The organism is Azoarcus olearius (assembly GCF_001682385.1).
GTDB classification, from domain to species: Bacteria; Pseudomonadota; Gammaproteobacteria; order Burkholderiales; family Rhodocyclaceae; genus Azoarcus; species Azoarcus olearius.
Genome location: NZ_CP016210.1, coordinates 45,736 through 65,011 on the forward strand (window position 1 = coordinate 45,736; position 19,276 = coordinate 65,011).

A 19,276-nucleotide genomic window follows, 5' to 3' on the forward strand; every position below is an offset into this window, starting at 1 on the left:
CCCCAATGCAGCAGATTGCGTTCGTGACCACCAGCAAAGGCCGCCTGCACCACATCCGCGAGACGCTGCCGCGGATCGTCGGCCAGGCGCCGGACGAGATCATCGTGGTGGATTACGGCTGTCCGGACGGCACCGCCGCCTGGGTGGAAGCGCATTATCCCGGCGTCAAGGTCCTGCGGGTCGATGACGACCCCGGCTTCTGCCTGCCGCGCGCGCGCAACCTCGGCGCGCGGCTATCTTCTGCGCAGTGGATCTGCTTCATTGACGCCGACATCCGCATCCAGCCCGGCTGGGTCGAGTGGATGCGGCAGCGGCTCGTCCCCGGCCACTTCTACCGCGCCGCGGCCGATGCCAAAGGCAAGCGCGACGGCGAAACCTTCGGCACGGTGATCTGCGAACGGGCCGCGTTCGAACGCATCGGCGGCTACGACGAAGCCTTCCGCGGCTGGGGCGGCGAGGATACCGACCTCTACGCCCGTCTCGCCGCGCAACCCGGCCTGCGCGAAGCCGGCTATCCGGCGCATTTCGTGGAGCCGATCCCGCACGACGACGGCGAGCGCACCCAGTTTCACGAGGTCAAGCGCAAGGACACCCAGGGCCGCATCAACGTCGCCTACATCCGCATCAAGCAGCAGCTGCTCGCCCACCACGTGGACGCGCTGTCGATTGAAGTGCGCCGCGCGCTGATGGAACAGATCAAGCGCCAGCTCGGCGGCAACGGCGACGCCGCCCCGCGCAAGACCTACGCGGCGCGCGTGCTCACCGGCCAGGTGCCGTCACGGACCGGCCTGCCGCGCAGCTTCGTCGTCGATATTGCCCGGCGGCGGCGCTTCGTGCTGTTCGGCCCGCGCCGCTTCGTCATCCGCGTGCGGCCGGAACCCGTCGAGGGCTGAGCGCGCGGCTGCCCGCGACGGCACTCAGCGGGTGCCGAATGCCGCGACGATGCGGCGCGTGGCGCGCTGCGCGATCGGGATCGCGATGAAGGCCGCGAGCGCCGCCAGTGGCCACGCCACCACGAAGGCGTGCAGCCAGCGCGACAGGAAGTCGGGCGGAAAACCGAGGTTGAGCCAGGTGATCACCGCGGTCATCAGGAAGGCCATGATGCCGGACATGATCACCGGCTGGACGTGCTGGGGCTTGATTTGCATGGGGCAGGGTCCGTGTGGGTTCTTCTCAGGCCGTATTGTCGCTCAAGGCGCCTTCACAAGCCGCTGCTGCCGCTTTGCAGCAGGGTGTATCACGCGCTATATCAACCAAACCGGCGCGTGATACGTTCACCGGGTTCCCGCGCCGGCTTTGCGGCGCACAACCAGAACACGCGATGCTCGAATTCCTGACCGACCCGCAACTCCTCGTTGCCTTCCTCACCCTCACCATGCTCGAACTGGTGCTGGGTATCGACAACATCATCTTCATCTCCATCCTGGTGGACAAGCTGCCGCCGGAGCGCCGCACCTTCGCGCGCCGGCTGGGCCTGTTCCTCGCGATGTTCATGCGCATCGGCCTGCTCGCCACGCTGGCCTGGCTGGCCGGCCTGACCAAGCCGCTGTTCGAACTGTTCGGCGCCGGTTTTTCCGGCCGCGACCTCATCCTGATCTGCGGCGGCCTGTTCCTGGTGTGGAAGAGCACCGGCGAAATCCATCAGCTGCTCGAAGGCGAGGAGGGCGAGGCTTCGAGCGCGGTCAAGGCCACCTTCGGCGCAGTCATCCTGCAGATCATCGTGATCGACCTGGTGTTTTCGCTCGACTCGATCATCACCGCGATCGGCATGGTGAACAACCTGCCGGTGATGATCGCCGCAGTGGTGGCCTCGGTCGGCCTGATGATGGTGGCCTCGGCACCGATCGGCGAGTTCGTCTCGCGCCACCCCACGGTGAAGATGCTGGCGCTGTCCTTCCTGATGGTGGTCGGCGTGGTGCTGATCGCCGACGGCTTCGGCCACCATGTGCCCAAGGGCTACATCTACTCGGCGATGGCGTTCTCGGTGGTGGTGGAAATGCTCAACATCCGCCTGCGCAAGAACGCCGAAAAGCCGGTCGACCTGCACGAAGCCTACGTGCCGGAGCAAACCCCGGCCCCCGAAAAGCGCTGACGCGGCGGGCGGCGCAGGCCGCAGCGCTACCGCAATGACGCCGCGCCTCGCCGCGGCGTCATTGCGTCTGGGCCCCGCTGGCGCCGCCCAGCAGCACTTCCACCCACGCGTCGAGCGCAGGATGGGGCTCGGCCACGCGGCGTCGCACCAGCACCGTGGGCGACACCGCCAGCGAGGGCGGCAGCGGATGGCTCGCCACCTGCCGCCCGCGCGGATGGGCGGCGAGCAGGCTGGCCGGCAGCACGCCGAGTCCGAGTCCGGCACCCACACAACCGATGATCGCCTCCACCGAGGCGTAGCTCTGCTGGCCGCGCACCCGCCAGCCGCAATCGCGCGCATGGGTGAACAAGCGGGCGCGGTAATGGCAGCCCTCCGGAAAGGCGATCAGGCTCACCTCGGTACCGGGCGCCGGCGCCGGCTCGCCGGGCGGCACCACCAGCCGCAGTTCTTCGCGCCACACCTCGTTGGCCAGCAGGCGAGGATGCTCCAGCGGCCCCGCCACCAGCGCCGCGTCCAGCTCGTGGCCCAGCACGCGCTCGATCAGCGTGGCGCTGGTGCCGGTTTCCAGCTCCACCTCCACCCGCGGCGCATGGCGATGGAAGCGCGCCAGCACGTCCGGCAGCCGCATCGCCGCGGTGGTTTCCATCGACCCCAGCCGCAGGCGCCCCTGCAGGGTGTCCAGATGCACGCTGTTCCACGCCGCCGAACACAGCGCGTCGAGCTGGCGCGCGTGCGGCAGCAGGCGCTCGCCGGCAGCGGTCAGCGTGAACTGCGGTCCGTTGCGCTCCAGCAGCACGCTGCCCAGCTGCTCCTCCAGCTGACGCAGCCGCGCCGATACGTTGGACGGCACGCAGTTGAGCTGGCGCGATGCGGCGCTGAGGCTGCCCTGCTCCACCACGGCGCGGAAATAGCGGAGCAGCTGGGGATTGAAGCGGGTGGGCGACAGCATGGCGGCTTTCTCCATTAGTGAAAATAAAGAATACTACTTTTCACTCACAGTCACCTCCCATCCTGGGCTACAGTGGAATCCGACCCGCCGGCCCCATCCCGACCGGCTATGCCAGGAGAAACCGCGGCGCATCGCCCGCCCGGCCCAAGGAGACCCGCATGACCGCCCCGCCCCCCTCACCACCCGCTTCGCCGCCCCGTTTGTGGATTCCGCTGCTCGCCGCCGCGCTCGCGCTTGTCGTGGTGCATGGCATCGGCCGCTTCGCCTACACCCCTTTGCTGCCGCTGCTGGTGGGCGACGGCTTCATGGGCCTCGATACCGGCGCCGCGGTCGCCACCTGGAACTACGTCGGCTATCTGCTCGGCGCCATGCTCGCCATCCGCCTGCACGAGCCGGCGCAGATCCGCCGCATCCTGCCCCTCGCGCTGCTGATCAACGCGGCGTGCACCCTCGCCCAGGGGTTCACCGATAACGCCACCGCCTTCCTGGTGCTGCGGCTGATCAACGGCATCAGCAACGGCGTGGTGTTCGTGCAGGCGCCGGCGCTGGTGCTGGAGTGGCTGGCGCGTCACGGTCTGGCCTCGCTGTCCGGCCTGATGTACTTCGGCGTCGGCGGCGGGCTGCTGCTGTCCAACGCGCTCGCCAACCTGCCGGCCGAGCTGCTGCACGGCGCCGCGCGCTGGTGGCCGATGGCGCTCGCCGCGCTGCCGCTGGCGCTGTGGAGCGCCCGCCAGCTCGCCCATCTGGACCGTCCGCAGGCCGGCGCCCCCGCCCCGGCCGCCGCCCCCCGCGCGACGGCACTGCTCGACCGCGCCAGCCTGCCCGTCTTCATGGCCTACGCCGGCGCCGGCCTCGGCTACATCCTGCCCACCACCTTCCTGCCGGTGGTGGCGCGCGAGCAACTGCCCGCCGGCCACTGGCTGCAGAGCGGCGCCTGGCTGATCCTGGCGCTGTGCACGCTGGCCGCCGCGTGGCTGTGGAACCGCCTCGGCACCCGCATGGGCGACCGCAACGCGCTGGTGCTCAACTACGTCGTGCAGGGCATCGGCGTCGCCGGCCCGCTGCTGTGGCCGGGCACCGTGGGCATCCTCGCCTGCGCACTGATGGTGGGCAGCACCTTCCTCGGCAGCGTGCTGCTCACCCAGCGCCTGGCGCGCGCCCTGCATCCCCACCAGGGCCCGCGCATCTCGGCGGCGCTGATCACGCTGTACGGCTTCGCCCAGCTCACCGGCCCGTGGATGGCGCGGATGTGGCTGGAACGCGGCGGCAGCATGAGCGACACCTACTGGCTGGGCGCCGGGGCGCTGGTGTGGGCGACGGTGTGGACGCTGAAGACGCAGCAGGCGCCGGGGCATGCGGGCGCGCCGAAGCTGCAGGCGGTGCGGGGGGATTGAGGGCCCGTTTTTGTTCCTCCCCCTTCAAGGGGGGCGGAGCAGGGGTTTCGCAGAGCACTGCTCTGCGCCGCCGGAATGATGCGAAGACTTTGGGGGCCGCCTTGCCCCCTCCCCTTCAAGGGGAGGGGTGGGATGGGGATATCGTGGCGCGGCTCCAACCCCATCCCCCTCCTGGCCGGTAGTCTCGGCTTCGCCTCGCCGCTACACCGGCGGCAAGCATGCTTGCCGAAACCCCGGCTCAGCCCCCCTTGAAGGGGGAGGGACAAAACGTCTCCCCCCAGTAATGTCGGTCTTGCCGCTGAGCAGGCGGCAAGCGGTGCTTGCCGAAACCCCTGTTCCGCCCCCTTGAAGGGGAGGGAGCAAACCCTGCCCGGCTGCGACCGCAATGATGGCAACCTACCGATGCACCCCCTCCGCCACCCCGTCGCGCGCCGCCATTTCCAGCATCACCTTGTAATCGACGATCCCGGCGATGCTGCCGTCCGGCGCCAGCCCGGCGATCGGGCCGTCGAACACGCAGAACAGCACGCAGCCGTCCTTGGTGCGCGGCTGGTGGATGTCGCCGGCGGGTTCGAACATGTAGTCGCCCGGCCCGCCGATGTCGGCGTCTTCGTAGCAGATGTCGCCTTCCATCACCATCACCTCGATCGCGCCCAGGTGGTGGTGGATCGGCGCCTCCACGCCGGGCAGCACCTTGAGCATGCAGGTAAAGCCGCCGGTGCGGCTGTTCACGCTCAGCAGCTTGTACTGCACGCCCTCCATCACCCACGGCCGCCACGGGATCGGGTCCAGCTTCTGGAATTTCGGATAGGGCAGGGTGATCCTGTCGCGCGCGGCGCTTCCGTGGGTTTTCTGGCTCTCGGCGGTGCACAGCATGACGCTCATCGTGGTCTCCTTCGTTACCTGCTTGTCGTGGAATCACGGCGCCCGCCGCCTGCTGGACAGTGGGGCCGGCGACCGATATTAGGCGGCGTCCCATCCCCCGGTTGCGGCCCCGGTCAAATCGCCGCGACGATTCCAAAACCGCGATAAATCGATACTGAAACCCGCCGATTTGCGAAAAATCGGCGCTTTTCGGGATATCGCGACGATTCCAGCTCCTTTGTGTTTGTGCATTGCACTCGCGGCTAGATTTCGCCGCACCGGCCGATCCGCCGGACCACAAAAACACAGGAGACAACCCATGACGGCCGCCGTCCTCAGCCATTCCCCCTCCAGCCAGGCCGCCCTCAGCGCCCGCCACGGCAAGGATTTCGTCAACCTCGCCGAAGTGCCGTGGACACCCTGGGTGATGGAAGGCACCCACTTCAAGCTGCTCGCCATCAACGAGCTGTCCGGCGGCTTCTCGATGCTGCTCAAGGTCGATCCCGGCGTGCAGGCGCCGGTGCATGGCCACCTCGGCTCCGCCGAGGCCTACCTGGTCGAAGGCGGCTTCTACTACGAGGAAGACGACCCCGGCTACGCCGGCTACTACACCTACGAACGCGGCGGCTCCATCCACCAGCCGGTGTCGCCGCAGGGCTGCGTGATGTTCGCGGTGACCCACGGCCCGCTCGCCGGCTGCAATCCGGACGGCTCGGTGTCCGCGGTGGTCGATTGCCGGCTGATGCTGCAACTCGCCGAAGCCAACGCCGCCGCCGGCCACGTCGTGCAGCTCGTCTCCGGCCGCTGAGCCGCCTTCCCCGCTCTTCCCCCTTCAAGGAGGAACCTATGAACGGAACATTCCGGAGACCCGGCCTGCGCCCGGCCGTGCTCGCGGCGGCCATCGCCGCGTGCGGCGGCGCCCACGCCGGCGACTTCAGGCTCGGCGACGAACTCACCGGCACCTGGACGCTCAACGCCAGCCTCGGCACCAACGTGCGCACTCAGGACCGCGACGCCAAACTCACCTCGTTCGGCAACGCCAACCACAACGGCGGCAAGCCCGGCAGCGGCGGCGGCAGCACCGACGACGGCGACCTCAACTTCGACCGCGGCGACGTCACCTCCACCACGCTCAAGCTGGTGGGCGACGTCGAGCTGCGCTACCGCAACTACGGCGCCCTGCTGCGCGCCAAGGCCTGGCACGACTTCACCCTGGCCAACAAGAAGGTGGATCACGGCCATTTCGACAACGGCTACGTGCCCAACGAACGCCTGAACGACGGCCACTACGACAGTGCCGCCAAGTTCACCGGGGCCGAACTGCTCGACGCCTTCGTCTTCGCCGACTGGGAGCTGGGCAACGACAGCCGGCTCAACATGCGGCTGGGCAACCAGGTGGTGAACTGGGGCGAGAGCATCTTCATCCAGGGCGTGAACGTGGTGAACCCGATCGACGTGCCCGCCGCCCGCCGCGCCGGCGCCCAGGTGCGCGAGATCCTGCTGCCGGTGCCGCTGCTCTACGGCAACCTCGGCCTGCCCGGCGGCGTCAGCCTGGAAGCCTTCTACCAGCTGAAGTGGAAGAAGACGGTGATCGACGGCTGCGGCACCTTCTTTTCGCCGGCCGACGTCATCAACTGCGGCGGCTCGCAGTTCGGCCCCGACGTGTTCTCCGACCGCGAGCAGTACGAAGGCGTGGCCGCGCTCGGCGGACTCAACCTGCGCTCGCTGCGGCTCAACGACAACAAGCCCTCGGACGCCGGCCAGTACGGCCTCGCGCTGCACTGGCTGGAGCCGAACAGCGAGACCGACATCGGCCTCTACTACATCAACTACCACACCCGCACGCCCTTCCTCAGCCTGTCCAGCCGGCCGTCGGAGCCGAGTTCGCTGTACGGCACGGTGGCGCCGCTGTCCTACCTGCTCGACTACTCCGCCGAGGACATCAAGACCTTCGGGCTGAGCCTGTCGAACACCCTGGGCGGGGTGTCGGTGATGGCGGAACTGTCCTACACCCGCGACCTGCCGGTGCAGATCAACGGCGGCGACCTGGTGCAGTTCGGCGTCTCCGGCGGCACCCAGGGCCCGCTGGTCGGCAAGCGCATCTACGACCCGGCGGGCGCGACCATCCGCGGCTACGACCGCATGGACAAGATCCAGCTGCAGTTCGGGGCGATCAACGTCTTCAGCCAGGTGCTCGGCGCGCAGTCGCTGCTGGCGGTGGGCGAGGTCGGCATGAGCTGGCTGCCCGACCTGCCCAACGCCAAGACCGACGTCCGCTACGGCCGCGCCTTCACCTTCGGTACCGCCTGGCACCCGGCCTACACCAACCCGGCGCTCTCCACCCGCGCCGGCTGCAACGCCGCCAACAGCGCCGGCATGGTCACGCCCGCCAACTGCTCGCAGGACGGCTTCGTCACCCCGTTCTCGTGGGGCTACCGGCTGTTCGGGGAGCTGGAATACCCCAACGCCGTCGCTGGCTGGACCGCCAAGCCGCGCCTGTACTGGGCCCACGACGTGAAAGGCAACGCCGCCGACGGCGCCTTCATGGAGAACCGCCGCACGCTCGGCACCGGCGTCGGCCTGTCACGCCTGGTGGACGGCCAGCGCTGGACGGTGGACCTCGCCTACACCCGCTTCATCGACGCCGCGCGCTGGGACACCAACCGCGACAAGGACTTCCTCGCCGCCAGCCTCAGCGTGGCGTTCTAAGGAGAACCGACATGACCCGACTTCACCCCGCCCTGCGCCTGGCGAGCCTGCTGCTGCCGCTCGCGGCCGGCGCCGCCCACGCGGCGATGAGTGCCGAGGAAATCGCCCGCCTCGGCAAGGACCTCACCCCGCTCGGCGCTGAACGCGCCGGCAACGCCGCCGGCACCATTCCGGCGTGGACCGGCGGCCTCACCAAGCCGCCCGCCGGCTTCGACATCGCCCAGGGCCACGCCAACCCCTATGCCGACGAAAAGCCGCTCTACACCATCACGGCGCAGAACTGGGAGCAGCACAAGGACAAGCTCTCCGACGGCCATATCGCGATGTTGAAGCGCTACCCGGAGACCTACCGCCTCAACGTCTATCCCACCCACCGCAGCGCGGCGCTGCCGCAGGCGGAGTACGACCGCATCCGCGAACAGGCCGGCAGGATCACCGTCACCGCCAGCGGCACCGGGCTGGAAAACTGGGACCGCAGCGCCGCACCCTTCCCGATTCCCAAGAACGGGCTCGAAGCGATCTGGAACCACCAGGTGCGCTCGCGCGCCGGCGGCATCGAGCGCCGCCACCTCATCGGCGCGGTCAATCCCAACGGCAGCTTCAACGCCTACGGCGTGGATGAGAGCTGGATCTTCGCGCAGAACATGGACCGCCAGGAGGACAACCGCTTCTGGTACTTCATGGCGCGCATGTACTCCCCGGCCGACGTCACCGGCGAGGTGGTGATGGTGCACGAGCCGCTCGACTTCGCCCGCGACGGCCGCCTCGCCTGGGTGTACAACGCCGGCCTGCGCCGGGTGCGGCGCGCGCCGCAGATCATCTACGACTCGCCGGGCAGCTTCTCCGAAGGCACCCGCACCGAGGACGACTACGACATGTTCAACGGCCCCACCGACCGCTACGACTGGAAGCTGGTGGGCAAGCGCGAAATGCTGATCCCCTACAACAGCTACGCCATCCACTCGAAAAAGCTCAAGGCCAAGGACGTGGTCAAGCCCCACCACCTCGACCCGGCGCTGACCCGCTACGAGCTGCACCGGGTGTGGGTGGTGGAAGCCACGCTGAAGGACGGCGCGCGCCACATCTACGGCAAACGGGTGTTCTACCTCGACGAGGACAGCTGGACCATCGCCGTCAAGGAACAGTACGACGGCCGCGGCCAGCTCTGGCGCGTGGGCGAGGCGCAGCTGATGCAGTACTACGACCTGCCGCTGCCTTACTACGCCTTCGAGAACATGTACGACCTGCAGGACGGCCGCTACTACGTCGCCGGCCTCAGCAACGAGGAAGGCCCGTGGCGCTTCGGCGCCAAGGCGCGGCGCGCGGACTTCGACCCCGACGCCCTGCGCCGCAGCGGTACCAAGTAAGCAGCGGCCACGACCGCGCACAGCGGGCGGCGCCGGATCTCACCGCCGCCGCCCCGCCCACAGGGACACCCAAGATGACACGCCTTCCCCTCGCCACGCTGGCCGCGGCGGCGGTGCTGGTCGCCGCCGCGGCCAGTGCCGGCCTCGCGCCGCGGCCCGCCGCCGCGCCGCCCATCGACCTGCTCGAAACCGCCGCGCCGCAAAGCCCGCGCGCCGCCGCCCAATTGATGAACAGCCTGGTCACCGCCGGGGACCGCCTGGTCGCGGCCGGTACGCGCGGCACCATCGTCTATTCCGACGACGGCGGCCACAGCTGGACTCAGGCCGCGGTGCCGGTAGCGGTGATGCTCACCGCGCTGCACTTCCCCACCCCGCAGCTCGGCTGGGCGGTGGGCCACGACGGCGTGATCCTGCACAGCCGCGACAGCGGCGCGAGCTGGGTCCGCCAGTTCGACGGCAACCAGGCCAACGCGCAGATGCTGGCGTGGGCGCAGACGCGGGTGGAAGCCGCGCGCGCCGCGCTGGAGGCCGCACCCGCGCCACAACGCGAAGCCGCCGAAGACGTGCTCGCCGCCGCCGAAGACGGCCTGGCCGGCATCGAGCAGACTGCCGGCTTCGGCCCCTCGCGCCCCTTCATGAGCGTGTGGTTCCGCGACGCGCGCGAAGGCTACGCCGTCGGCGCCTTCGGCATGGCCTTCGCCACCACCGACGGCGGCGCACACTGGACATTGTTCGCCGACCGCCTGCCCAACCCGGAAGACCTGCACCTCTACGCCGTCGCCTCGCCCGCGCCCGAGGTGCTGCTGATCGCCGGCGAACGCGGCCTGGTGTTGCGTTCCTCGGATGCGGGCGCGCACTGGCAGGCCCAGGCGGATCTCGCCGACGGCGGGCTCTACGGCCTCGTCAGCCTGCCCGATGGCAGCGCCACGCTGGCCTACGGCTTCGACGGCGCGGTGCTGCGCAGCACCGACCTCGGCGCCAGCTGGCAGGCGCTGGACAGCGGCACCCGCAGCGCGCTCTACGGCGCCGCGCTGGCCGGCAGCGAACTGCAACTGGTCGGCAACAACGGCGTCCGCCTGCGCCTGGCCGGCGAGCGCTTCGAAACCCTGCCCGCCGGCGACGGCCGCCCGCTCACCGCCGCGTCGCGCGGCAAGGACGGCTGGGTGCTGGCCGGCTGGGGCGGCCTCGCCCGGATCGAAACCGCCACCGCAGGAGCCGGCCGCCATGAGTGAAACCACCGTCACCGCTACCCGCGCCCCGCACGGCGGCCTGCTCAAACGCCTCGAACGCCGGCTGGAAGGCGCGCTGTTCCGCCACCGCGCCGCCACCGTCGCCGTCTTCGCCCTGCTCACCGTCTGGCTCGGCTGGGTGGCGCTCGGCCTGCGGCCGGACGCCAGCTTCGAGAAGATGATCCCCACCCACCACCCGGCCATCGCCAACTACCTCGCCCACGAGGACAACCTGCGCGGCCTCTCCAACGTGGTGCGGGTGGTGGTGGAGAACCGCAAGGGCGACATCTTCGACCCCGAATTCCAGGAGGTGCTGCGCAAGGTCAACGACGAGGTCTTCTACATCCCCGGCGTGGATCGCGCCGGCATGCGCTCGCTGTGGACGCCCAACGTGATGTGGGGCGAAGTCACCGCCGAAGGCTTCGAGGCCGGCCCGGTCATCCCCGACGGCTACGACGGCTCGGCGCGCGCCATCGAACAGCTGCGCGCCAACGTCTTCCGCTCCGGCGAGGTCGGCACCCTGGTCGCCAACGACCTGCGTTCGGCGCTGGTGCTGGTGCCGCTGATGGAGCGCAATCCGGAAACCGGCGAACGCCTGGACTACGGCCGTTTCGCCAGCGATCTGGAAGAACGCATCCGCGCCCGCTACGAAAACGAGGCGGTGGGCATCCGCATCGTCGGCTTCGCCAAGGTCATCGGCGAACTGATAGCCGGCGCGGTGCCCATCCTCGGCTACTTCCTGCTCACGCTGGTGCTCACCGCCGCGCTGCTGTTCTGGTATTCGCGCTGCCTGCGCAGCACTCTCACCACGCTGGTGTGCTGCCTGATCGCGGTGGTGTGGCAGCTCGGCATCGTGCGGCTGCTCGGCTACGGGCTGGACCCGTACTCCATCCTGGTGCCCTTCCTCACCTTCGCCATCGGCATCAGCCACGCGGTGCAGAACATCAACGCCACCGCCAACGCCGCGCTCGACGGCGCCGACAAGGTGGAAGCCGCCAAGCGTTCCTTCCGCAGCCTCTTCGTCGCCGGCACGGTGGCGCTGCTGTGCGACGCGGTCGGCTTCGCCACGCTGCTCGTCATCCGCATCGGCGTCATCCAGGAACTGGCGATCTCGGCCAGCATCGGCGTGGCGGTCATCATCTTCAGCAAGATGTTCCTGCTGCCGGTGCTGATGTCGTGGACCGGCGTGTCGCCCGCCGCGGTCGCCCACGCCCGCCGCCGCCGCGATCACCTGCCCTGGTTGTGGCAGCAGGTGGCGCGCTGCGCCCAGCCGCGCCCGGCGGTGGTGGTGACGCTGGCCGGCGCGGCGCTGCTGGCGCTCGGCTACTGGGGCGCGCGCGACCTGCAGATCGGCGACCTCGACCCCGGCGCGCCCGAATTGCGCACCGATTCGCGCTACAACCGCGACGCCGCCTTCCTGGTGGAGCACTACGCCACCAGCACCGACGTGTTCGTCGTCATGGCCGAAACCCCGCCGCAGGGCTGCCGCGACTACCAGGTGCTGGCCGGCATGGACCTGCTCGCCGCCGAACTGGAGCGGGTGCCCGGCGTGCAGCGCACGGTGTCGATGTCCGACTTCGCCTACCGCGTGCTGGCCGGCAACAACGAAGGCAATCCCAAGTGGTACGCCATCAGCCGCAACAAGTACGCGCTCGGCGGCGCCTTCCAGAAAACGCCCAAGGAATACATCGGCAACGGCTGCGCGATGACGCCCTTCGTGGTGTACCTGAACGACCACAAGGCCGCCACGCTGTCGGCGGTGATGGCCACCGTGCGCGACTTCGCCGCGCGCCACGACTCCGACAAGGTGCGCTTCACCCTGGTCGGCGGCAACGCCGGCATCGAGGCCGCCACCAACGAGGTCATCCGCGACGCCGAGCGCACCATGCTGATGCTGGTCTATGCCATCGTCGCGCTGCTGCTGCTGATCGAATTCCGCTCGCTGCGCGTGACCATCTGCATCGTGGTGCCGCTCTACATCACCTCGGTGCTGTGCGAGGCGATCATGGCGTGGATGGGTCTGGGGGTGAAGGTGGCCACCCTGCCTGTGATCGCGCTCGGCGTCGGCATCGGCGTGGACTACGGCATCTACATCTACAACCGCCTGCAGTCCTGCCTCGACCGCGGCCTGCCGCTGGCCGAAGCCTATTTGCTCACCGTCGCCACCACCGGCCGCGCCGTCGCCTTCACCGGCCTCACCCTCGCGGTGGGCGTGCTCACCTGGATCGGCTCGGACATCAAGTTCCAGGCCGACATGGGCCTGCTGCTCACCTTCATGTTCCTGTGGAACATGGTCGGCGCACTGGTCCTGCTGCCCGCGCTCGCCCGCCTGCTGCTGCCCGCCGCCGGGCCGGCAGCGGCAACCGCTACCCCCCGACACCCCGAACCCCATCTTCGCCTTGCCGACGCGCAAAGGAGCTGAACACCATGACCAATACGATCGAAACCCGTCTGATGGACCTCACCGGCCGCGTCGCCTTCGTCACCGGCGGCGCCTCCGGCATCGGCCGCGCCACCGCGCACGCGCTCGCGGCGCAGGGCGCCCGCGTCATCGTCGCCGACATCAACGAAACCGGCGGCTGGGAAACCGCCGACGCCATCGGCGCCGCCGCCGGCTTCGTGCACCTGGACGTCACCGAAGAAACGGCGTGGTGCCGCGCGCTCGACTACGTCATCTCCACCGAAGGCCGCCTCGACATCCTCGCCAACGTCGCCGGCATCGGCCTGGGTGGCGACTTCGAGGACCTGGCGCTGGCCGACTGGAACCGCCTCATGGCGGTCAACGCCACCGGTCCCTTCCTCGGCTGCAAGCACGCCATCCGCGCCATGGCCGGCAGCGGCCGCCCCGGCGCCATCATCAACGTCGGCTCCATCGCCGCCACCCACGCCGCGCCCGACCTTGGCGGCTACTGCGCCAGCAAGGGCGCGCTGCGCATGCTCAGCAAATCGGTAGCGCTGTACTGCGCCCACAAGGGCTACCCGATCCGCTGCAACGCGGTGCATCCCACCTATGTGGATAGCGAAATGCTGGACCCGATCGCGGCGCTGTATGGGAGCCGGGAAGCGATGGTGCAGGCGATGGCGCGGCTGGTGCCGGTGGGAAGGTTGGCCAAGCCGGCGGATGTCGCGGCGGCGGTGGTGTATCTGGCGTCGGACGCGGCGGCGATGGTGACCGGGACGGAACTGTTCGTCGACGGCGGGCAGACGGCGGGGATTGCGCCGTCGCATTTCGGGTGAGGGGCGGCGCGTGCTACAGGGCCATGGGGTTTCGACCGCGGCCGGCGCGCACACCGCCGGTCGGCGATCACGGCGCGAAACAACGATAATGGCGCCCACTCGTTTTGAACACGGCGCCGGAATTACCCCATGGAAATCAAGGTTAATTTTCTCGACAAGCTTCGTCTCGAAGCCAAGTTCGATGACTTCACGGTAATCGCCGACCAGCCCATCCGCTACAAGGGCGACGGCTCGGCGCCGGGGCCGTTCGATTACTTTCTGGCGTCCTCCGCTTTGTGCGCGGCGTACTTCGTGAAGCTTTACTGCAACACGCGCAACATTCCCACCGACAACATCCGTCTGTCCCAGAACAACATCGTCGATCCGGAAAACCGCTATCAGCAGACCTTCAAGATTCAGGTCGAGCTGCCCGAGGACATCTCCGCCAAAGACCGTCTGGGCATCCTGCGCTCGATCGAACGTTGCACCGTGAAGAAGGTGGTGCAGACCGGGCCGGAGTTCGTGATCGAAGAGGTGGAAAACCTGGATGCCGATGCCCAGGCCCTGCTGACCCTGAGGCCGGACCCGGCCCACCGCACCTATATCGCGGGCAAGGATCTGCCCCTGGAGCAGACCATCGCCAATATGTCCGAGGTGCTCGCGGGCCTGGGCATCAAGATCGAGATCGCGTCGTGGCGCAATCTGGTTCCCAACGTGTGGTCGCTGCATATCCGCGATGCGCACTCGCCGATGTGTTTCACCAATGGCAAGGGGGCCAGCAAGGAAAGCGCACTGGCCTCGGCGCTGGGCGAGTACATCGAGCGCCTGAACTGCAATCATTTCTACAACGACCAGTTCTGGGGAGAGGACATCGCCAACGCGCCCTTCGTCCACTACCCGGATGAACGCTGGTTCAAGCCGGGTCCGGCCGATGCGCTGCCGGCCGGGCTGCTGGACGACTACTGTCTGCAGATCTACAACCCCGACGGCGATCTGCGCGGGTCGCACCTGTACGACACCAATTCCGGCAACGTCCGGCGCGGCATCTGCGCGCTGCCCTATGTGCGCCAGTCGGACGGCGCGGTGGTCTATTTCCCGTCCAACCTGATCGACAATCTGTTCCTCAGCAATGGCATGAGTGCCGGCAATACCCTGGCCGAGGCGCAGGTGCAATGCCTGTCCGAAATCTTCGAGCGGGCGGTGAAACGCGAAATCCTGGAAGGCGAGCTGGCGCTGCCGGATGTGCCGCCCGAGGTGCTGGCGAAATATCCGGGCATCCTGGCCGGCATCGAGGCGCTGGAGAAACAGGGCTTTCCGGTCCTGGTGAAGGATGCGTCGCTGGGTGGAACCTATCCGGTGATGTGCGTCACCCTGATGAACCCGCATACGGGCGGCGTGTTCGCCTCGTTCGGCGCCCATCCCAGCCTGGAGGTGGCGCTCGAACGCAGCCTGACCGAATTGCTGCAGGGTCGCAGTTTCGAAGGCCTCAACGATCTGCCCCGGCCGACCTTCAACAGCAACGCCGTGACCGAGCCGAACAACTTCGTCGAGCACTTCATCGACTCCAGCGGCGTGGTGTCGTGGCGCTTCTTCAGCGCCCGCGCCGATTTCGATTTTGTCGAATGGGACTTCTCCAGCCAGGGCCAGAACGCCAATGCCGAGGAAGCCGCGCGGCTGTTGGGCATTCTCGAAGACATGGGCAAGGAGGTGTACATGGCGGTGTATGACCAGCTCGGTGCCATCGCCTGCCGCATCCTGGTGCCGGATTATTCCGAGATCTATCCGGTGGAAGACCTGATCTGGGACAACACCAACAAGGCGCTGGCGTTCCGCGCCGACATCCTGAACCTGCACCGGCTCGACGACGCGGGCCTGGAAGCCCTGCTTGAACGCCTGGAAGACAGCGAACTCGACGACTACACCGACATCATCACCCTGATCGGGATCGAGTTCGACGAGAACACCGTCTGGGGTCAGCTGACGATCCTGGAGCTAAAGCTGCTGATTCATCTGGCCCTGCAGCAATTCGAGGCGGCAAAGGAGGGGGTGGAGGCCTTCCTGCAGTACAACGAGAACACGGTCGAGCGCGTCCTGTTCTACCAGGCGCTGGATGCGGTGCTGGAGGTGGTGCTGGACGACGCGCTGGAACTGGACGACTACGTCGTCAATTTCCGCCGGATGTTCGGCGACGCGCGCATGGATGCGGTACTCGGCTCGGTGGACGGCAGCGTCCGCTTCTTCGGCCTGACCCCGACCAGCATGAAACTGGAAGGGCTCGACCGCCACCAGCGCCTGATCGACAGTTACCGCAAGCTGCACACCGCGCGGGCCCGGCGGGCGTCCGCCCCCGCTTGAGCGTCGGGCGGGCACCCGCCCGCCCCGCGCTCAGCCCCGATAGCCCTTCGGGCTCACGCCCGTCATCCGCCTGAACGTGGCCGAAAAGTGGCTCAGGTTCTTGAACCCGCAGCGTCGCGCAATCTCCGCCACCGGCAGGTTCGGCTCTTCCCTTAGCAGCGCCCGCGCCCGTTCCAGCCGCTGCGACAGCACGTAGTGGTAGGGCGTCTGGCCGACGGTGTCGCGGAAGGCGCGCAGGAAGTGGTCCTTGGAGATGCAAGCGAGGTCGGCCAGGTCCTGCAGGCAGATGTCCTCGTGCAGGCGTTCGTGGATCAGCGCGGTGATCTTCTTCAGCACGCTCTGGCGCAGCTGGCTGCCGCTGCCGCCGCGCACCAGCGCGCGTTCGGTGTCGGCGCGGCGCTCGCGCGCGTAGCGGGTGACGAGGTGGCGCACCAAGAGGCTCTGGATCTGGTCGAGCACCAGGGTTTCCAGACGGGTGCCGGCGCCGGCGGAGGGCGGCGCCTCGCTGGCCAGCATGCGGAAGAAGCCGTCCAGCCAGGTGTCGTTCACCGCGAAGAAATCGTCGATTTCCGGACAGGCGTCGCGCTCCAGCGTGTCGCGGGCGAAGGCGTCCATGAGGTCCTGCGACAGGTAGAGGTGGATGACCTGGGTGTTGCCGCCCAGCCGCCAGTCGGATTCGGAATCGCGCGGCATGAAGGTGACCGAGCCCACGCGCGAACGGAAGCCGGTGACCACGCCCTGCTGCAGGCGCTCGACGTCGGTGTTGCCCGACAGGTGATAGACCAGCACATGCTCGGCGTTGCGGCGCAGCTGGGATTCGCCGGCGGGGTGGTTCCAGCGCGCGCCGAAGATGTCGCCGTTGTGGCCTTCCATCACGTAGTCCGGCGCAGAGGCGGTGGCGCGCGCGATGAGCTGCGGGGTCGATGCAAACACTCCCGTCATTGTCTCCTCCGTAGGGGTACCGCTTTTGTTATGCAAGCCATTGTAGGCGCGCCGTTTTCCAATTACAGCGGGCGACTTTGCAGATATCGCTAAAGTTATCCGCCGCCGGCGCCCGCGCCGCGCCGCCCGGCTACAGTGCGCAGCACCACAAGGCCCCCGCGCGGGCCGCACAAGGACAGGAGACACAGATGCAGGGCATGCTCGAACAGAAGGTGGTGATCGTCACCGGCGCCGGCTCCGGCATCGGCCGCGCGGCGGCCGAGCTGATGGCGCGCGAAGGCGCGATCGTGATCGCCAGCGACCTCAAGCTGGACACGGTGGAAGACACCGCGCACCGCATCACCCTGGCCGGTGGCCGCGCGCTGGCGGTGCGCACCGACGTGGCGAAGCTGGCCGAACTGGACGCGCTGCACGACCTCGCCATCGCCGAATTCGGCCGGCTGGACGGCGCCTTCAACAACGCCGGCATTCCGGGGCCGGGCGTGGCGCTCGCCGATCACGAGGAAGCCGCCTTCGACGCGCTGATCGCGATCAACCTGAAGGCGGTGTGGTACGGCATGAAGCGCCAGATCGAGTTGATGCTGCCGCGCGGCGGCGGCGCCATCGTCAATACCGCCTCGGTCGGCGGCATCGTCGGCAAGCCGGGGCTGTCGGTGTATTGCGCCACCAAGCACGCGGTGATCGGCCTCACCAAGACCGCGGCGCTGGAATACGGCAGCCGCGGCGTGCGGGTGAATGCGGTGTGTCCGGGGGTGATCCGCACGCCGATGGTGGACCAGGTGATCGCCGGCCAGCCGGGCGCGGAGGAAGAATGGAACAGGCTGCAGCCGATCGGCCGCATGGGCACGCCGGAGGAACTGGCCGAAACGGTGGCGTGGCTGATGTCGCCGCGGGCCTCGCTGGTGCATGGCCACGCGCTGGTGGCCGACGGCGGACTGACGGTGGCGTAAGCGTCTGGATCGGACGGAGGTCGACACCCGGGTATCGCGCGCATCGCACCCGGGGATGGCCGGCTGTCTTCAATGGTGATCAGGGGTCTGGTGCCCCCTCCACTTCGCCCGGTTGTCACCGGGCGTTTTTTTGGGCGCTGGAGCGGGTCGGGTGACTTCGATGCCGGCACGGCTAGCACCGGCCATGCGGAGCGTATCCCGCGATGCCGCGCCCACAGAAACATTCGGCCACATCCCGCAGTGAACACCGCTGCACACGCCCGGTCGACCTGCCAGACGGGCCGCCAGACGGGCCGCACCTGGAGCCGGTGGCCCGGAGTGCAGCCTCGACCAACAAGCAAGGAGACGAGAATGTTCACGCCCACGCATCCTGTCCGGTCCGGTCATTCTTGGGTTCTGGCGCTGATTGCGGCGCTGGGTCTGGCCTTCGCAGTTCCTGCCGTCGCCGCGGGCGACGACGCGAGCACCTACGACAAGGACTCCATCATCAAGGATGCTGCGGAGTTCTTCGGCGAAACCACCGAGGGCCTCGCCAAGGTCATCGAGAAGGCGTTCAACGAACAGGGACGCCCCAACGGCTACATCAAGGGCGAGGAAATCGCCGGCGCAGTGGGCGTCGGCCTGCGCTACGGCGACGGCACACTGACTCTCAAGAAGGGCGGCTCCGCCAAGGTGTACTGGCAGGGTCCGTCGATCGGCTTCGACGTCGGCGCGAACGCCTCGAAAGTGTTCATCCTGGTCTATAACCTGCCCCGTACGCAGGACATCTACCAGCGCTTCCCTGGCATCGACGGCAGCGTGTACTACGTGGCCGGCGCCGGCATCAATTACCAGCAGCGCGACAACATCGTACTGGCACCGATCCGCGTGGGGGTGGGACTGCGCACCGGAGCAAGCGTGGGTTACATGCACTACACGCCCACCAAGACCCTGAATCCGCTCTAGGACGTGCGGCCTGACCGGCGCCCTGTGGAGCCGCCGGCCGCCCGGTGAGTCCTGCTCTGCCCCGGTACGGCGGCAGCGAAGCGCGGACGTCACCGCCCGCCGGTCGCCCCCGCTCTTCAAGGGGTGGCTGGCGGGCTTGGCCGAGCTGGCTCGGCGCCGCCGCAGCGGTGGAGCGAAGCGGAGTTGTCGGGGCGTGGGATGGGGCCAGGTGCGGCGCTCGCGCCTCCTCCTGCCCCCTGGCGTTGGCTACACCTCAGCGGACCG

Annotated in this window: 16 protein-coding genes; 12 read left to right on the plus strand and 4 right to left on the minus strand. The window is 68.5% G+C overall.

What is annotated here, in order from left to right; genetic code table 11:
* Positions 1 to 5: 5 nt before the first annotated feature.
* Entirely contained in the window at positions 6 to 893 is an 888-nt protein-coding gene (locus dqs_RS00190) for a glycosyltransferase family 2 protein (protein ID WP_065339319.1), read from the plus strand.
* A 24-nt stretch (positions 894 to 917) separates the two neighbouring features.
* On the opposite strand, the gene dqs_RS00195 is transcribed toward dqs_RS00190, so the two are convergent.
* A complete protein-coding gene (locus dqs_RS00195) occupies positions 918 to 1,148 on the minus strand; it encodes a DUF2798 domain-containing protein (RefSeq protein WP_011763765.1) in 231 nt (76 codons plus the stop codon).
* Between the two features lie 173 nt (positions 1,149 to 1,321).
* Here dqs_RS00195 and dqs_RS00200 point away from each other — a divergent pair, with 173 nt between their 5' ends.
* Positions 1,322 to 2,092, plus strand: coding sequence for a TerC family protein (locus dqs_RS00200; protein ID WP_065339320.1), 771 nt, complete (start codon positions 1,322 to 1,324; stop codon positions 2,090 to 2,092).
* 58 nt (positions 2,093 to 2,150) lie between these two features.
* Here the strand turns inward: dqs_RS00200 and dqs_RS00205 are convergent, their stop codons facing one another.
* Positions 2,151 to 3,041 (minus strand): LysR substrate-binding domain-containing protein, encoded by an 891-nt coding sequence (locus dqs_RS00205; RefSeq protein ID WP_065339321.1) that lies wholly within the window; start codon positions 3,039 to 3,041, stop codon positions 2,151 to 2,153.
* A gap of 158 nt (positions 3,042 to 3,199) precedes the next feature.
* On the opposite strand from dqs_RS00205, the gene dqs_RS00210 reads away from it, so the two are divergent.
* On the plus strand, positions 3,200 to 4,435 hold the full coding sequence (locus dqs_RS00210) for a YbfB/YjiJ family MFS transporter (protein WP_065339322.1): 1,236 nt from the start codon (positions 3,200 to 3,202) through the stop codon (positions 4,433 to 4,435).
* 396 nt (positions 4,436 to 4,831) lie between these two features.
* On the opposite strand, the gene dqs_RS00215 is transcribed toward dqs_RS00210, so the two are convergent.
* Positions 4,832 to 5,320 (minus strand): 2,4'-dihydroxyacetophenone dioxygenase family protein, encoded by a 489-nt coding sequence (locus tag dqs_RS00215; RefSeq protein WP_084018115.1) that lies wholly within the window; start codon positions 5,318 to 5,320, stop codon positions 4,832 to 4,834.
* 298 nt (positions 5,321 to 5,618) lie between these two features.
* On the opposite strand from dqs_RS00215, the gene dqs_RS00220 reads away from it, so the two are divergent.
* The 7 genes from dqs_RS00220 to dqs_RS00250 all read left to right on the plus strand — a co-directional run bounded on the left by dqs_RS00220 (position 5,619) and on the right by dqs_RS00250 (position 16,175).
* The gene (locus tag dqs_RS00220) at positions 5,619 to 6,107 is read left to right on the plus strand and encodes a 2,4'-dihydroxyacetophenone dioxygenase family protein (RefSeq protein ID WP_011763770.1); all 489 of its coding nucleotides are present in this window, start codon (positions 5,619 to 5,621) and stop codon (positions 6,105 to 6,107) included.
* Between the two features lie 38 nt (positions 6,108 to 6,145).
* A complete protein-coding gene (locus dqs_RS00225; RefSeq protein WP_065339323.1) occupies positions 6,146 to 8,008 on the plus strand; it encodes a DUF1302 domain-containing protein in 1,863 nt (620 codons plus the stop codon).
* A gap of 11 nt (positions 8,009 to 8,019) precedes the next feature.
* Entirely contained in the window at positions 8,020 to 9,375 is a 1,356-nt protein-coding gene (locus dqs_RS00230; protein WP_065339324.1) for a DUF1329 domain-containing protein, read from the plus strand.
* Positions 9,376 to 9,449: 74 nt separating this feature from the next.
* Positions 9,450 to 10,607, plus strand: coding sequence for a WD40/YVTN/BNR-like repeat-containing protein (locus tag dqs_RS00235; RefSeq protein WP_065339325.1), 1,158 nt, complete (start codon positions 9,450 to 9,452; stop codon positions 10,605 to 10,607).
* On the plus strand, positions 10,600 to 13,026 hold the full coding sequence (locus tag dqs_RS00240; RefSeq protein ID WP_065339326.1) for an efflux RND transporter permease subunit: 2,427 nt from the start codon (positions 10,600 to 10,602) through the stop codon (positions 13,024 to 13,026). Before dqs_RS00235 ends, dqs_RS00240 begins: the two co-directional genes overlap by 8 nt.
* 5 nt (positions 13,027 to 13,031) lie before the next feature.
* Positions 13,032 to 13,841, plus strand: a complete 810-nt coding sequence (locus dqs_RS00245; protein ID WP_084018117.1) for an SDR family NAD(P)-dependent oxidoreductase — start codon at positions 13,032 to 13,034, stop codon at positions 13,839 to 13,841.
* A gap of 129 nt (positions 13,842 to 13,970) precedes the next feature.
* Positions 13,971 to 16,175 carry an OsmC domain/YcaO domain-containing protein gene (locus dqs_RS00250; RefSeq protein ID WP_065339327.1) on the plus strand — a complete coding sequence of 735 codons (2,205 nt, stop codon included), beginning with the start codon at positions 13,971 to 13,973 and terminating at the stop codon, positions 16,173 to 16,175.
* Positions 16,176 to 16,205: 30 nt separating this feature from the next.
* Here the strand turns inward: dqs_RS00250 and dqs_RS00255 are convergent, their stop codons facing one another.
* On the minus strand, positions 16,206 to 17,117 hold the full coding sequence (locus tag dqs_RS00255) for a helix-turn-helix domain-containing protein (RefSeq protein WP_011763777.1): 912 nt from the start codon (positions 17,115 to 17,117) through the stop codon (positions 16,206 to 16,208).
* Positions 17,118 to 17,305: 188 nt separating this feature from the next.
* On the opposite strand from dqs_RS00255, the gene dqs_RS00260 reads away from it, so the two are divergent.
* Together dqs_RS00260 and dqs_RS00265 are read left to right on the plus strand one after the other, a co-directional pair.
* Positions 17,306 to 18,067, plus strand: coding sequence for a glucose 1-dehydrogenase (locus dqs_RS00260; protein ID WP_065339328.1), 762 nt, complete (start codon positions 17,306 to 17,308; stop codon positions 18,065 to 18,067).
* A 351-nt stretch (positions 18,068 to 18,418) separates the two neighbouring features.
* The gene (locus dqs_RS00265; RefSeq protein WP_011763779.1) at positions 18,419 to 19,012 is read left to right on the plus strand and encodes a DUF1134 domain-containing protein; all 594 of its coding nucleotides are present in this window, start codon (positions 18,419 to 18,421) and stop codon (positions 19,010 to 19,012) included.
* The last annotated feature ends 264 nt before the right edge of the window (positions 19,013 to 19,276 follow it).